The organism is Nonomuraea basaltis, assembly GCF_005893125.1.
GTDB lineage: Bacteria > Actinomycetota > Actinomycetes > Streptosporangiales > Streptosporangiaceae > Nonomuraea > Nonomuraea basaltis.
The window spans coordinates 26,319-41,387 of record NZ_VCJS01000040.1; the positions used below are offsets into that span (position 1 = coordinate 26,319).

The following is a 15,069-nucleotide window of genomic DNA, read 5'->3' on the forward strand; positions in this document are numbered from 1 at the left end:
GAAGCGCTTCGACGACCGGCCTGGGGAAGTTACGCGGACGTTTCGGTGGATTGACTGAAGGGTGCTCTTCCCGGTGACCAAGGTCAAGGGATTCGCGACAATCCTCCCGGCAATCTTCCCGAATCGATGGAGTCGAGCACCCTCGCCGCCCCGCCGAGCGCGGCCGCGTCGTGACCCAGCGTCGAGGCCACGACCTGGCATCCCCCGGCCTCCGCGGCGATGACCCGGTCGCTCAGCTCGTCGTGGACCGCGGGCAGCAGCCAGGGCGCGAGCGGGACGTAGTAGCCGCCGAGGATCACCACCTCGGGATTGAGCAGGTTGGCGAGAACGGCCACGCCCCGGCCCAGGCTCCGGCCGACCGAATCCAGCGTGGCCAGGGTGTCCGCGTCGCCGGCGCGGGCCAGGCGCACGGACTCCTCGATCTCGATCTGGATCTCGGCGGGCGAGGGGATCTTGCGCAGCACGGCGGCGATGCCGGCCATCGCCTCCAGGCAGCCGCGCCGGCCGCAGTGGCACTCGGGGCCGTCGGGGTCGAGCTGGACGTGGCCGATCTCGCCGCTGTAGCCGAGGCGGCCGCGGCGCAGCCGGCCGTCGAGGATGATGCCCGCGCCCACGCCGATCTCACCGGTCAGGTAGATCAGGTCGGAGGCGCCGGAGTGGGCACCGAAACGCTGCTCGGCCAGGGCCGCGAGGTTGGCGTCGTTGTCGACCTGGATCGGGAAGCCGGGATCGCGCAGCGCCTTGGCCAGGTCGCCGCCGATGTCGGCGTCCCGCCAGCCGAGGTTGGGCGCCAGGCGCACGGTGCCCTGCACGTCGACCAGCCCCGGCACGGCCACGGCCAGGCCGAGCACCTGACGCTCCTCCTTGGTCATGCGGTTGACCACACGCCTGATGATCGCCCCGACGCCGGCCACGCCCTGGTTGACCGAGTCGCCGCCCGAGAACGCGCGCCGCCACGTCAGCAGCCGCTCCCCCGCCAGGTCGACGGCCACGGCGGACACATGGTCGACGTTGATCTCGACCCCGATGGCGGCGTACGGCGAGCCGTCGAGGACCAGCATCGTGGCCGGCCGCCCCACCCGGTTCTCCGTCAGCCCCGTCTCGCGCACCAGCCGCCGGTCGATGAGGTCCGCGACCAGGCTCGACACGGTCGCCTTGTTCAGCCCGGTGGAGGCTGCGATGTCGGCCCGCGAGCAGGGTGCGTGCTCGCGGACGAACCGCAGCACGACCGCTAGGTTGGTGGCCCGTACGTCGGCGAAGTCGGCCGGCTGCGGGCCGGTCGTAGAAGTGATCAATATCAGCCCCGTTCCCGCCAAGAGATGACCCCAGCATGCCGCATTCCCGGGCTCCCTTCACCAACCTGTGACCGTACCGATCCCTTGTGGCCGCAATCACAGTCTACTAATTTGTTTGGTTGTAATACCAACTAATTTTATGAGGCCATCCCCACTCGGAGAAGGGAGCGAGCCATGGCAAACGACACGACTCGCCGCGGGTTCCTCGGTCTGGTCGGTGCAAGCGTTCTGGTAGCGGGCTGCGCCGAGAAGAAAGCGCCCTCCAAGGGCACCGCCGTGGCGGCCGACAAGCTCAAGAGCCTGGTGCCGACGCGAATCCCGTTCGAGATCCCCGGGCTCAAGCCGGACCTGCCCGGCAGCGAGTTCGTCGCACCCGGCTTCCTGTCGCGCCCGGCCACCATGGTGCAGGCGATCACCACCAAGCCGCTGACCAGCGGCAAGGAGGTGACCGCGATGACGCCGCTGTGGGGCACCGTGCCGCCCGGGCTGGGCGACAACTCTTACTACGAGTACATGAACGAGCGTCTGGGCGGCACCGTCCGCTTCAACATCTCGGACGGCAACACCTACGGGCAGAAGCTGTCCACCCTCCTGGCCAGCGGCGACGTACCCGAGATGACCATGGTCCCGGGCTGGGAGCTCATCAAGATCGGCCACTTCACCGAGGCGGCCAACAAGCTCTTCGCCGATCTGGGGCCCTACCTGGCCGGGGACAAGGCCAAGGAGTTCCCCCTGCTGGCCAACTACGACACCGCGGCCTGGCAGTACGGCGTCTTCGGCGGCATGCTGCAGGGCATCCCCTGGCAGAACGAGCCGTTCCCGTTCGCCACCTTCGTCCGCCAGGACATCATGGAGGAGCTGGGCCTGCAGCACCCCAAGAGCGGCGACGACCTGCTCGTGCTCGGCAAGGCCATCACCGACGCGAAGAAGAAGCGGTGGGCCTTCGGCGGCGGCATGGAGCAGGAGATGCAGCGGGCCTTCGGCTCGCCGCGCGAATGGCGCAAGAAGAGCGACGGGACGCTCGAGTACAAGTACGAGACCCCTGAGTTTCAAGCCATGATCGAGTTCATGGCCAAGCTCTTCGAGGCCGGGTACATGCATCCGGACATCGTGGCCAACAAGGACGCCGACAACAAGGCCATCTTCGGCAGCGGCCAAATGATCATCTACCGAGACGGGCTCGGCGCCTGGCACGAGGCCCTGGGCCGCTTCCAGGCCGACAATCCCAAGTTCGACATGCAGGCCGTCGTCCCCTACCCCGCCAAGCCCGGCGGCAAGACGATCATGTGGCGCAACGAGCCCGCCGGCATGTTCGTCTTCATCAAGAAGGGCCTCGGCGACGCCCGCACCCGCGAGCTGCTCGCGCTGTCCAACTGGGCTTCGGCGCCGTTCGGCACGCAGGAGTACGAGCTGGTCACCAACGGCGTGGAGGGCAAGCACTACAACGTCAAGGACGGCAAGGTCGAGCAGACCGCGCTGGGCCGCAAGGAGGTCGCGCCCACGTACATGTTCCTGTCCGGCCGGCCGCCGGCGAACGAGAAGGTCCAGTACAAAGGCCTCGTCCAGGCCCTGTACGACTGGCAGACGCAGGCCGCGAAGCTCCTGGAGAACGACCCGTTCGTCGGGATCCGCGTGGAGGTGCCCTCCAAGATGGCCGGCCTGGCGCAGCCCACCGAGGACAAGATGCAGGAGATCCTCCGCGGCAAGCGGCCCGTCTCCGAGTGGACGAAGATCGTCAAGGAGTGGCAGGACCAGGGCGGCAACGAGGCACGCGAGTTCTACATGAAGGTCGCGCGCGAGAACGGCAGGCTGTGACACCTGTGAGGAGCGATTCGTGGGTGCGGGGCTTTTCATGGAGGCGCTGACATCGGGGGACCTCCCATGGGCGTGATCACGGCCAAGCGCCCGGCCAAGCCGTCGAAGCCCGCCGCCACCCCGCAGGAGAAGATGCCCTGGCGGACCAAGCTGCGGCGGGACTGGCCGCTGCTGCTGATGAACCTGCCGATGCTGCTGGTGGTCCTCGCCTTCTGGTGGATCCCGGCGCTCGGCAACATCATCGCGTTCCAGGACTACAACCCCTACACCGGCGGCATCATCGAGAGCCCGATCATCGGGTTCACCAACTTCGCGCTGCTCTTCCAGGATCCCCAGTTCCTGCGCGCGATGCTGAACACGCTGTCGATCACGGCCTTCCAGCTCGTCTTCTACTTCCCCGTGCCGATCATGCTGGCGCTGCTGCTGCACAGCATCGTCTCGGCGCGGCTGAGGGCGTTCGTGCAGGGCGTGGTCTACATGCCGTACTTCTTCTCCTGGGTGCTGGTCGTGGCCATATTCCAGCAGATGTTCGGCGGGGCCGGGCTGCTGGCGCAGATCCTGCGCGAGCGTGGCTCCGAGGGTGTCGACTGGATGACGAACTCCGACACGTTCATCCTGCTGATCACCACCCAGACCATCTGGAAGGACGCCGGCTGGGGTGCGATCATCTTCCTGGCCGCGCTGAGCACCATCGACCCCAACCTGTACGAGGCCGCCGCCGTGGACGGGGCCCGCAGGTGGCGGCGCATGTGGCACATCACGCTGCCCGGGCTGCGTCCGGTGATCGTGCTGCTGCTGATCCTGCGGCTCGGCGACGCGCTGAACGTCGGGTTCGAGCAGTTCATGCTGCAGCGCAGCGCGGTGGGCAGCGGGGCGTCCGAGGTGTTCGACACGTTCGTCTACTGGTCGGGCCTGCGTACCGGTGACCTCGGGTACGGCGCGGCGGCCGGGCTGTTCAAGGGCCTGGTCGGGCTGCTGCTGATCCTGGCGGCCAACCGGGTCGCGCACGCGCTCGGCGAGCGAGGGGTGTATTCGCGATCATGACATGGGCATTGACGAAGCCCGGCGGCGCCGGGACGCCGGGGCGCTCCCGCGGGCCCGCCAAGCTGGCCCCCTGGGAGGAACAGCCCTCGCCGATCGGCCGGCTGAGCAAGGGCGCGGTGGTGACGCTGATCGTCCTGGCCGTGCTCGGTCCCCTCTACACGATCGTGCTGACCAGTCTCAGCTCGGCCGCCACCGTCAACCGCGCGGGCGGGCTCGTGCTGGTGCCCGACGAGATCACGTTGGAGGCGTACCGGCAGATCTTCTCCGACACCGTGGTGAGCAGGGCCGTGCTGGTCAGCACCGGGGTGACCGTCGTCGGGACGCTGATCAGCGCCGTGGTGAGCATCCTGGGGGCGTACTCGCTGTCACGCCCCGGCTCGTTCCTGCACCGGCCGCTGCTGTTCAGCATCCTGCTGATGTTCGTCTTCTTCCCCGGCATCATCCCTGTGTATTTGATGGTGAGCGGCCTGGGCCTGAAGGACAGCTATTGGTCGCTGATCCTCCCGACCGCCATTTCGGCGTTCAACGTGGTGGTGCTGCGCTCGTTCTTCATGAACATCCCAGGGGAGGTCTTGGACAGCGCCCGCATCGACGGTGCCGGCGAGTGGCGGATCCTGTGGCGGATCGTGCTGCCGATGTCGAAGGCGGTGACGGCCGTCGTGGCGATGTTCTACGCGGTGGGTTATTGGAACGCCTGGTTCAACGCGATGCTGTACATCGACGACACTCGCAAGTGGCCACTGGCCCTGATCCTGCGGCAGTACGTCGTGGACTCGAACCCTCTCCCCGCGGCCACGGCGGGCGTGACAGGCGACGCGCCCCCAACCCTGGCGATCAAGATGGCCATCGTGGTGATCGCCGTGGTGCCCGCCCTGATCATCTACCCGTTCGTCCAGCGCCACTTCACCAAGGGCGTGATCGTGGGGGCCATCAAAGGCTAAAGCCCGTCCTTCCTGTTCGGGCATCCCACACGGTGAAGATCTAACGCGATCCACCCATCAGGTCACTGTATGTAGCGGTAGGGTGCCGCCATGGCTGATGGGGGCCGGGACGAGGGTGGATTCGGCGCCGAGCTCCGGCGCAGGCGGCTCCAGGCGGGCCAGTCGCCGGCCGCCGTGTGCCCATATCCGGGGCTGGCGCCGTTCGGGATCGAGGACGCGGACTGGTTCTTCGGCCGGGACCGGGCGGTGGCGGACCTGCTGCGCCTGCTCGCCGACCCGAGCGCGACCGGCCATCCCGTGATGCTGGTCGGCCCCTCCGGGGTGGGCAAGTCCTCGCTGCTGCGGGCGGGCCTGACGCCGGCCGTGCTGCGGGAGGCGCTGCCCGGCGGGCATCCGGGGAGTCCGTCGGTGCTGTACCTGACGCCGAACGCGCACCCTCTGCGCGAGCTGCGCGAACGCGACGCCGACCGGCCGCTGGACTCCCACACGCTGGTGATCGTGGACCAGTTCGAGGAGGTGTTCACCCTCTGCGACAGCGCGACCGAGCGGGAGGCGTTCGTCGGCGAGCTGTGCCGTGCCGCCGCCGGTGGCCTGGCGGTGGTGATCGCCGTGCGGGCCGACTTCTTCGGCCGCTGCGTGCTGCATCCCCCGCTGCTCGCCGCGCTGCGTACGCGTGCCCTGCCGCTCGGACCGATGACGAAGGACGAGCTGCGGCCGGCCATCGCCGAGCCCGCCGCCGCGGCGGGGCTCGCCCTGGAGCCGGGCCTGGCGGAGATCCTGCTGCGCGACCTCGGCGTGCCGGGGTCGCTGCCGCTGCTGTCCCACACCTTGAGAGCCACCTGGCAGCACCGCGACAACGACGTTCTCACGGTGGCGGGCTACGAGCGCACCGGTGGCGTGCACGGCGCGGTCGCCACCACCGCCGAACGGGTCTGGAACGGCCTCCCGAAGGCCGGGCAGGACATCGCCCGCCGGCTCCTGCCGCAGCTGGTGCACGTGGGCGACGACCAGGAGGACACGCGACGCCGCGTGCCCCGCGACCGGCTCGCCGAGGACGACGACCTCGAGCGCGTGATCGAGGCGTTCACCCGTGCCAGGCTGCTGACCGCCGACGCCGCGCACATCGAGATCAGCCACGAGGCCCTGCTGGTGGCCTGGCCGCGGCTGCGCGAGTGGATCGACGTCGACCGTGCCGGGCTGCGGGTACGCCAGCAGCTCACGGAGGCCGCCACCACCTGGCAGGACGACGGCCGCGACAGCGCCCTGCTGTATCGGGGGAGCCTGCTGGCCGTGGCCGACGAATGGGCCGCCGCGCGGCCCGGCAGTCTGGAGGAGGAGTTCCTGGCCGCCAGCCGGCGGCACGAGCAGCGGGACGCACGGCTCCGGCGGCGGCTGACGGCACTGCTGGCCGCGCTGGCGATGATCGCCGCGGCGGTGGGCGGCTTCGCCTGGCGGGAACGGGAGCGGGCCGATCAGGACCGGCTGGCCGGCGTTTCGCAGCGGGTGGCCGAGCAGGCCGGCGAACTGCGCGCCACCAACCCGTGGCTGGCCGCGCAACTGGCGGTGGCGGCTTACCGTCTCGCCGGGACCGTGGAGGCACGTGGTGCGGTGCTCAGCTCCGCGCCCCCGTACGCCACCCGCCTCCTCTCCGGCGGCAACTGGGTCCACCGGATCGCCGTCAGCCCCGACCAGGCCGTGCTGGCCGTCGGCACCGACGACGGCGCCGTCCGCCTGTGGGACGCCACCGACCCGGACAAGCCATCACCCCTTGGTCTCCTGCCGCGCGTCACCGGGGCGGTCGACGCGCTGGCCTTCCGCCCGGCGGGGCAGGGCCGGATCCTGCTCACGTCCAGCGCGCAGGGGACCTGGCTGTGGGACGTCTCCGAGGCCCGCCACCCGCGACGGCTCGCGCCCCTTCCCCATCCCACCGCCGTACGAGCCGCGGCGTTCACGGCCCACGGCCTGGTCACCACCGGCCAGGACCGCGTCATCCGGCATTGGAACCTCGACGACCCCCGGCGGCCCACCGTGACGGCGACCACGGCCGCGACCAGCGCCCCGGCCGGGCTGATCGCCGTAAGCCGCGACGACAGCACCATGATCACCGGTCACGACGGCGGCGCCGTGCACCTGTGGGACCTCCGCCACCTCGCCCGGCCGATCGCGTCCATCCCCGAAGCTCCCTCCGGCGTGACCGCCGTCGCCATCGCCCCCGACGGCCGCACGGTCGCCTACGCCGGCCCCGACAAGCGCATCCGGCAGTGCGCCCTGGACGAAGCCCGTCGCTGCGAACGGCCGCGCGAGCTGCCCGGGAGCTCCTCGATCAGCTGGGCGCTGGAGTACAGCCCCGACGGGACGAGCCTGGCCACCGCCGGCAACGACAAGATGATCCGGCTGTGGGACGTCGCCACCCGCACCGAGACCGCCCGGCTCCCGCATCCCAGCCGGGTCCTGAGCCTCGCCTACACCCCGGACGGCGCCACGCTGGCGGCCGGCGCCGTGGCCGGCACCCTCTACCTGTGGCGACATCCCGCCGCCGCCACCCGCGCCGACGCGCCGCTCATCGCACCGGCCGTCACCGCCGACCGGTCACTGTTGATCAGCGGCGACAGCGGCCACCCCGTACGCCTCTGGGACCTCCGCCGCGGCCAGGAGCGGCTTCCCGTTTCGCCCGGCGAGTCCGGCGATCGCCCCGTCGTCAGCGACGACGGCCGGCTCCTGGCCACCATCGCGTACGGCCGCGCGATCACCCTGTGGGACATCACGACACCTCATCGGCCGGAGCGATTGCATCGATGGCCGATCCACGACCTGGTCACGGCCGCGTTCAGCCCCGGCAACAGAACGCTGGCCACCGGCGACGACGACGGCAACCTGATCACGTGGGACATCCGCGACCCCCGCCGGCCGGAGAAATCGATCATCAAGGGCGGCTTCGACGCCGTCAACACGATCGACTTCAGCCGGGACGGGCGCTTGATGGCGACCGGTGACACCGACGGCGGCGTACGCCTGTGGGACGTCCGCGACCCCACCGATCCGAAGCAGGTCGCCGCGCACGACCACCACACAGAAGCGGTCGCCGGCGTGCGGCTCACGTCCGACAACCGCACGCTGATCAGCACCGGCCACGACTGGACCGTCCGCGTCTGGGACATCACCGACCCCGCCACCGCCCCGGCCGTCCTGACCGGCCACAACGACACCGTCACCATGGCCGACCTCAGCCCGGACGAGAGCACGCTGATCACCGTGAGCCATGACAGAACCGCCCGGCTGTGGGACCTGACCGCGGATCCGGCGCCGACGCTGATCGCGAAGCTGGCCCATCCCGACCTCGGCGCCACCGCCTTCACCGCCGGCGGCCGCACCCTCGTCTCGTCAGGTCACAAGGGTCCCCGGCTGTGGGACACACGTCCTGAAGTGGTCATCCGGGACATCTGCCGGCTCGCCGGCGCCCCCATCACCCAGGCGGAGTGGACGCAGTATTTCGGCCCGCTGCCCTACCGGCCGCCCTGTCGTCCCGACGGCGGCAAGTGAAGCTCAACGTTCCACGTGCGACGGCAGGCGTGAGGTCGCACGTGGCGGGTGCCACCCCGGCCCCTCGGGGTGGCACCCTCCCTTCACGTCACGCGGGGGCGCACGTGAGGGTGGCGGGCGGCGTGTTGGTGCCCGAGTACGTGCCCGTGAGCCCGAACGACGTCGTCGCGTCCGGCGCCAGGTTGCCGTTGTAGCCGGCGTTGACGACGCTCACGTCGGCGCCCGTCTGGGTCGGGGTGCCGTTCCAGACCTGGGTGATCTTCTGGTCGCCGGCCCAGGTCCAGGTGACCTTCCAGCCGGTGGTCGCCGAGGAGCCGGTGTTCTGGACCGTCACCTCCGCCTGGAAGCCGCCCGGCCACTGGTTGCCCGGCTTGTACGTGGCCGTGCAGCCGGTGCCGGAGGTGGGGGTCACGGTGGGGGTGACCGTGACCGTGGGCGTGACGGTCGGAGTGACGGTCACGGTGGGGGTGACCGTCGGGGTGATCGTGGGCGTGGGGCCGGTGCGGTCGCCGTAGATGATGCCTCGGCCGTTCGTGCCCAGGTAGACGCGGCCGTACACGCGCGGGTCGCCCGTGAGGGCCTCGCCCATGTTGCCGTACTGGTGCTTGTCGTCGTTGATGCGGACCCAGTTCGCTCCGGCGTCGTCCGAGCGGTACAGGCCGGTGACGCCGTCGATCGTGGCGACCGTGAAGATCGCCATGTACGTCCCGCCCGGGGCCGCCTTGCCGAAGCCGACGTTCACGGAGCTGGTGATGCCGGAGACCTTGGTGAACGAGGCGCCGCTGTTCGTGGAGTGCCACAGGCCGCCCTCGCCGGCCAGCCACAGGTCGCCTTCGTTACCGGGCACGGCCTTGAACTTGCCGCTGGTGGGAAGGCCGGTCGCCGCGGTGGCGGTGAAGGTGGCGCCGCCGTTCGTGCTGACGTACAAGCGGCCGCCGCTGAGGCCGTAGAACTTCGACGCGTTGACCCGGTCAGACTCGACGATCGCCTCGGTGGGCAGGCCGGACACCTGCTGCCAGGAGTTGCCGTACCCGACCGAGTAGACCGGCGTGACGCCCTTGGGCGCCCACACGAAGCGGGAGCCGTCGGCGGCCGCGGCCACCGTGCCGCCCTCGTTGATCCCGCCGGGCTCCGTGCCCTGGAACCAGTTCGCGCCGCCGTCGGTGGAGACGGCCACGTGGCTGTCGTTCGGGCGGTCGGCGTCGGTGAAGTTGCCGGCCCTGACCATGATCGAGGGCGACTTCTCCGCGTAGTCGAGGCTGGTGGTGGAGGTGAAGTTCGGTTGGGTGAACATCATCGGCGGTACGGCGTCCAGGTTCGTGTGGCGGAACCCGCCGATGTCACCGAGGCCGCTGACCAGGGTCGCGCCGCTCGGCGGGCTGATCAGGTCGAGGACGGCGGTCTCCTCCAGGCCCTTCGCCATGGGCTTGATGGTGAATTGCCCGCCCGAGTCCCATTGCGCGAGGTTCTCGGTGCCGTAGATCGTGGCGCCGGTGCCGTACATCATCCTGTTGGAGTCGAACGGGTCGATCTCCAGTGACTCGGTCATCCAGCCGAGCTTCGGTGTGACCTCGGGCGGCTGCGGGTTGCCGCCGAACGTCAGCCACGGGTTCTCCGAGACGTCCATCTTGTAGCGGAAGGTGCGGTTCGGGTACGACTCCCAGTCCCAGACCCGGGTCCACGTGGCGCCCGAGTCGGTGGAGCGGAAGAAGATCACGTCCGGCCACCAGGAGATCTGGGTGGCCACCATGATCGTGCCGGGGTTCTGCCGGTCGATGGTCAGGCCGCTGTAGCCGAAGTAGTCGTCCGCGCTGGAGGACGGGATGGGGCTGATCTGGGTCCAGGTGCCCGTCGAGGTGGCGTAGCGCCACACGTCGCCCTTGGCGCCGTCGTACGGGCCGCCGGTGTCGCTCGTGGCGAGGTAGAGGTAGCCGTTGACCGTGTCGAGCACGCCCTTGTGCGCCAGGTAGCCGGTGGGCTGTCCGGCCAGCCGCGACCAGGTTGCGCCCCCGTCCGTGGTGCGGTAGACGGTGTTCTCCTTGTCGGCGACGCCCACGTAGATCGTCTTGGTGGGGGTGCCCCGGGTGGACGAGCGCGGGTCGTAGGTCACCCAGACCACGCCGGGCTTGTGGCTCAGGTAGCCGTTGGGGTCGTTCGGGTCCTGGGCGTAGTTGCCCGGGTTGGGGAAGCTCGCCACCTTGGCCCAGGTCGCGCCGTAGTCGGTGCTGCGCCACAGGCCGTTGCCGTTGGGGGCGCCGAAGTAGAGCACGCGGTTGTCGTTCGGGTCGACGGACAGGGCCTCACCCATGCCGCGGCCGGGCATGTTGCCGCCGAGCTTGAACGGCAGCGGCGTGACCTGCCAGGTGTCGCCCTTGTCGGTCGAGCGCAGGATCGCGCCGTTGTTGGGGTCCCAGTTGTTGGTGTACATGCCGACGGCGGCGTACACGCGGTTGGTCTGCACGGGGTCGGTGGCGAGACTGATCACGCCGTTGTAGCCCCACTTGTCCCAGCCGGCCCAGTCGAGCAAGGGGGTCCAGGACTTGGTCGACTGGCTCCATCGGTACGCCCCGCCGATGTCGGTGCGGGCGTAGATGAGGTTCCGCTCTGTCTGGTTGAAGATGATCCCGGGGACGAATCCGCCGCCGTCGATCCTGACGTTCTTGTACGCGTACGGGTCCGACGCGACGGCCGAGACCGGCGACATCCTCACGACCGCCGCCACCAGTAACACGGCGACGGTCGCCAGCATGACGAATAATCTTCTTCGCATGCGCGGCTCTTCCTTTCCAGGCACGCCAGCAGGCGCCCCAAAGGCTTCAGATGACCGCCATGCACGAGCAGAGTGCAGGACCCTGACCGTCGCCGCGCCTTCGCGCATGAGCTCATCAAAAGGCTCACACAGGCGCGCACCGAAGGCAATAGTTTGGACGTGCAACGAATTAAGTGCTGCTGCGCACCCGGCCACCGACCGGAACGGCGGCCCACAGCGCAGCCCCGATGTACAGGATCTGCTCGGGAACCCGCTGCCACAGCGGCGAGGCCTCCTCACCGGCGAACGGCACGTCCGCCACCGCGGCGTAGATGTTCGCCGGCAGCAGGACCACGAAGAGCAGCGCCAGGCAGATCCCGGCGACCCTGCGCGTCCCCTCGATCACCAGCCCCGCCGCCCCGGCCAGCTCCAGCACGCCGGTCAGGTAGACCATCAGCGCGGGGAGCGGCACGAACGGCGGCACCATGGCGACCAGGTCGGCGTGGTTGGGCATGAACGTCACCCCGGCCGGGACGAAATGGGCGCTGCCCGTCATGACCAGCATCACCGCCAGCCCATGGGCGGCGCTCACCCGCCAGGTGGCGAACCGGCCCACGCCGAGCACGCCCAGCAGCCGGAACACCAGCGTGGCGACCAGCAGGACGACAACAGTCATGATCCCTCCAATTGGATAGTCGCGCTATCGTACTACTAGATAACACCACTATCCAATAGGAGGCAAGCTGGTTTCGTGGCGGCCACGACCATGCTCATGGCCGCCACGAAACGTCACCGGGCGAGGGCGAAGTCCTTGATCCGCAGGTCGCCCTTGAACACGAGGTACACGTTCCCCGTGCCCGCCGGCACCGTCGCGCTCGCCGTGCCGTACTGGTAGATCCCGCCGGTGGCGGGCACCTGGACGGTCCCGAGCAGCGTGCCCCCCGGCGAGCCGAGACGCAGCTCGAACGAGCCACCGCTCACCGAGGCCACCGAAGCCGTGAGGCGGGCGCCCCAGGAGGCGCCGGTGAACGAGATCCAGTCACCGGCCGAGCCCTCCACGACCTCGCCGCTCACCTTGCTCTCGTCCGCGAAGAGCACGCCGGAGTAGTCGTCGAAGTCCATCGCCCTGGTGGTCTTGGCCAGGTCGCGGACGGGGACGGTCTCGCCGGACACGCGCAGGGTGGTGGTCTGGCGGATCCGGTCGGAGGCGGAGCCGGCCATCACGTCGTGGGTGGCGCTCTCGACGACCCACTTGTTCCGGGTGTGGTCCCAGACGGCCAGGTCCGACTTCTTCAGGGTGAAGGTCACGGTACGGGACTCGCCCGGGTTCAGCGTGATCCGCTGGAAGCCGCGCAGCTGCTTGACCGGCTGCTTGAAGCGGGAGTCGCGCTGGTGGGTGTAGAGCTGGACGACCTCGTCGCCCCTGACCTTGCCGGTGTTGGTGACCTTGACGCTCACCTTGTCGCCCCGCACCTGCAGCCCCTGGTAGCCGAACGAGGTGTAGCTCAGCCCGTGGCCGAACGAGTAGAGCGGCTTGCCCTTCGCGTACTGGTACGTCATCCCGGTCTTGGTCAGGTCGTAGTCCAGGATGCTCGGCAGGTTGTCGGTGCCCGGCCAGGTCTGGGTGAGCCGGCCGGCCGGGTTGACGGCGCCGAACAGCACGTCGGCGATCGCATGCCCGGTCTCCGCGCCCGCGTGCGTGGTCCACAGCAGCGTCGGCGCGTCCACGATCACCGGATAGCTGGTCTCCAGGACGACGACGGTCTTCGGGTTGGCCTTGCGCACGGCCTCGATCAGCCGCCGCTGCCCGTCGCCGAGCTGCAGGTTGTCGCGATCGTGGAACTCGCGTCCGGCCACGAACGGGTGGCTGCCCACCACCACGACCGCGACCTCGGCCTTGGCCGCCTGCGCGGCGGCCGCGGCGATGCCGTCGGAGACGACCTCCTTGCCGAACTTCGCCGCCTCGGCCTTGGGGGCCAGGGCGAGCGCGCCGTCGGCGGTCACGGTCACGTACGGGTCGGGCAGGGCGTACCAGCCCTCCACGGTCTCGAAGCCGGCATACCTGATCAGGTAGCTGCCGTCGGGCTGGCGCTCCAGCGCGAACTGCTGGGTGACGTACCAGCCGTCGGGCTCGGCGTCGTCGGTGTCGAGCGAGCGCCAGTCGCCGCCGAGCAGCTTGCCGTTGCCCGCGTTGCGCAGCGTGGACACGCCGCTGACCCAGTCCGTCAGGTCCCACTGCGAGGCGGCCGTGGGCGCGGTGTCGGTGAGCGCGGCGTTGTCGTCGGCACCGGTGCCGGTGGCGGTGACGTACTTGCCCGAGGCCAGGTGCTTGAGCGCGATCCGCTCCAGGCCCTCGCCGGTGGCCACGTCGCCCACGCGCTCCTTGATCCCGTCGATCGGCGTCACCTGGTAGGGCAGCTGGCCGGAGTAGAAGTCACGGTAGAGCTTGCCGGACAGCGGGCCGACGACGGCCGCCGACTTGGGCTCGGCCAGCGGGAGCACGCCCGAGTTCTTGAGCAGCACCGCCGCCTTGGCCGCGGTCTCGCGGTTGAGCTGCTGGTTCGCGGCGCTGTTGATCACATCCTTGGTGATCTTCTTGTACGGCCCGCCGTCCGGGTCGAAGTGCCCCAGCCGGGTCCTGATGGACAGGACGCTGCGTACCGACTTGTCCACGTCGGTCTCGGTGATCCGGCCCTGGTCGAGCGCGGCCTTGAGGTTCGTCACCATCGGCCCGATGTCGCTGCCGTCGATCGTGAAGCTGTCCTGCCCGCTCTTCAGCACGGCGGCGAACGCCTCGGGCTTGTTGTCGAAGTACTTCTGCAGGTCGGTGAGCGCGTGCGGGCCCCAGGCGTCGCTGACGTTGTAGAGCGTCTTGTCCGTCCACGACCTGACCACGTTGTTCAGGTCGGTGTTGACGTGGTTGGGCCGCCCGTTGACCACGTTGTACGAGGCCATGACCCCGGTCGCGGCGTCGGCCGAGATCGCCGCCTTGAAGGCGGGCTCGTAGTACTCGTGCTTGAGCTTGGGCGTCAGGTTGGAGGAGGTGAGGCTGCGGTTGGTCTCGTTGTTGTAGGCCAGGTAGTGCTTGAGCACGGGCGCGGTCTTCAGATAGAAGGGGTCGTCGCCCTGCAGGCCCTTGCCGTAGGCCGTCGAGACGGCCCCGGTCAGGAGCGGGTCCTCCGAATAGCCTTCCTCGTTCCGGCCCGCCCGCGGGTCGCGCAGCAGGTCGACCACGGGCGCCCACACCTGCAGGCCCCACAGGGTGGGATCGACGGCGTTGTAGCCGCGCGTCTCGTCACCGACGGCCGAGCCGACCTTCTTGATCAGCGCCGGGTCCCAGGTGCTGGCCAGGCCGATCGCCTGCGGGAACACCGTGCCGCTGGCGGACTTCTGGTTCCAGTTGTCGTTGAGGTGGTTGGACCAGGCGACGCCGTGCAGCGCCTCGGTGCCGTTCTTGTGATAGCCGATGCCGAGGCGAGGGATCGCCGGCTGCGACTGGTGCAGCAGGCTCAGCTTCTCGTCCAGCGTGAGCCGGCCGAGCAGGTCGTTCACCCGCTGCTCCAGCGGCAGGCTCGGGTTCTGGAACGGGTAGTCGACCGCCTGCGCGGCCGGGACGGCGAGCATCGAGGCCGCCAGGGTGAGGGTGGCTAACAACGGGATTCTTGGACGCATTGAGGGTTCTCCA

At 69.6% G+C, this 15,069-nt stretch carries 8 protein-coding genes; 4 read left to right on the top strand and 4 right to left on the bottom strand.

Annotation, left to right across the window (positions count from 1 at the left end):
• Positions 1–83 precede the first annotated feature (83 nt).
• Positions 84–1,295 carry an ROK family transcriptional regulator gene (locus EJK15_RS20460; RefSeq protein WP_138712066.1) on the bottom strand — a complete coding sequence of 404 codons (1,212 nt, stop codon included), beginning with the start codon at positions 1,293–1,295 and terminating at the stop codon, positions 84–86.
• 174 nt (positions 1,296–1,469) lie between these two features.
• On the opposite strand from EJK15_RS20460, the gene EJK15_RS20465 reads away from it, so the two are divergent.
• The 4 genes from EJK15_RS20465 (at position 1,470) to EJK15_RS20480 (ending at position 8,635) form a co-directional block, all read left to right on the top strand.
• Entirely contained in the window at positions 1,470–3,110 is a 1,641-nt protein-coding gene (locus EJK15_RS20465; RefSeq protein ID WP_138712067.1) for an extracellular solute-binding protein, read from the top strand.
• Positions 3,111–3,176: 66 nt separating this feature from the next.
• Positions 3,177–4,154 carry an ABC transporter permease gene (locus EJK15_RS20470; RefSeq protein ID WP_138712068.1) on the top strand — a complete coding sequence of 326 codons (978 nt, stop codon included), beginning with the start codon at positions 3,177–3,179 and terminating at the stop codon, positions 4,152–4,154.
• Entirely contained in the window at positions 4,151–5,095 is a 945-nt protein-coding gene (locus EJK15_RS20475) for a carbohydrate ABC transporter permease (RefSeq protein ID WP_240777085.1), read from the top strand. Before EJK15_RS20470 ends, EJK15_RS20475 begins: the two co-directional genes overlap by 4 nt.
• 90 nt (positions 5,096–5,185) lie before the next feature.
• A complete protein-coding gene (locus EJK15_RS20480; protein ID WP_138712069.1) occupies positions 5,186–8,635 on the top strand; it encodes an NACHT and WD repeat domain-containing protein in 3,450 nt (1,149 codons plus the stop codon).
• Positions 8,636–8,723: 88 nt separating this feature from the next.
• Here the strand turns inward: EJK15_RS20480 and EJK15_RS20485 are convergent, their stop codons facing one another.
• The 3 genes from EJK15_RS20485 to EJK15_RS20495 all read right to left on the bottom strand — a co-directional run bounded on the left by EJK15_RS20485 (position 8,724) and on the right by EJK15_RS20495 (position 15,056).
• Positions 8,724–11,405, bottom strand: a complete 2,682-nt coding sequence (locus EJK15_RS20485) for a cellulose binding domain-containing protein (RefSeq protein ID WP_138712070.1) — start codon at positions 11,403–11,405, stop codon at positions 8,724–8,726.
• Positions 11,406–11,574: 169 nt separating this feature from the next.
• On the bottom strand, positions 11,575–12,060 hold the full coding sequence (locus EJK15_RS20490) for a DoxX family protein (protein WP_138712071.1): 486 nt from the start codon (positions 12,058–12,060) through the stop codon (positions 11,575–11,577).
• A gap of 113 nt (positions 12,061–12,173) precedes the next feature.
• Positions 12,174–15,056 carry a glycoside hydrolase family 3 protein gene (locus tag EJK15_RS20495; RefSeq protein ID WP_138712072.1) on the bottom strand — a complete coding sequence of 961 codons (2,883 nt, stop codon included), beginning with the start codon at positions 15,054–15,056 and terminating at the stop codon, positions 12,174–12,176.
• Positions 15,057–15,069 lie beyond the last annotated feature (13 nt).

What these genes read in the sequence shown, in the direction of transcription:
- EJK15_RS20490 (WP_138712071.1), bottom strand. Translation starts at nt 12,060, where the DNA reads ATGACTGTTGTCGTCCTGCTGGTCGCCACGCTGGTGTTCCGGCTGCTG.
- EJK15_RS20470 (WP_138712068.1), top strand. Translation starts at nt 3,177, where the DNA reads ATGGGCGTGATCACGGCCAAGCGCCCGGCCAAGCCGTCGAAGCCCGCC.
- EJK15_RS20485 (WP_138712070.1), bottom strand. Translation starts at nt 11,405, where the DNA reads ATGCGAAGAAGATTATTCGTCATGCTGGCGACCGTCGCCGTGTTACTG.
- EJK15_RS20480 (WP_138712069.1), top strand. Translation starts at nt 5,186, where the DNA reads ATGGCTGATGGGGGCCGGGACGAGGGTGGATTCGGCGCCGAGCTCCGG.
- EJK15_RS20475 (WP_240777085.1), top strand. Translation starts at nt 4,151, where the DNA reads ATGACATGGGCATTGACGAAGCCCGGCGGCGCCGGGACGCCGGGGCGC.
- EJK15_RS20465 (WP_138712067.1), top strand. Translation starts at nt 1,470, where the DNA reads ATGGCAAACGACACGACTCGCCGCGGGTTCCTCGGTCTGGTCGGTGCA.
- EJK15_RS20495 (WP_138712072.1), bottom strand. Translation starts at nt 15,056, where the DNA reads ATGCGTCCAAGAATCCCGTTGTTAGCCACCCTCACCCTGGCGGCCTCG.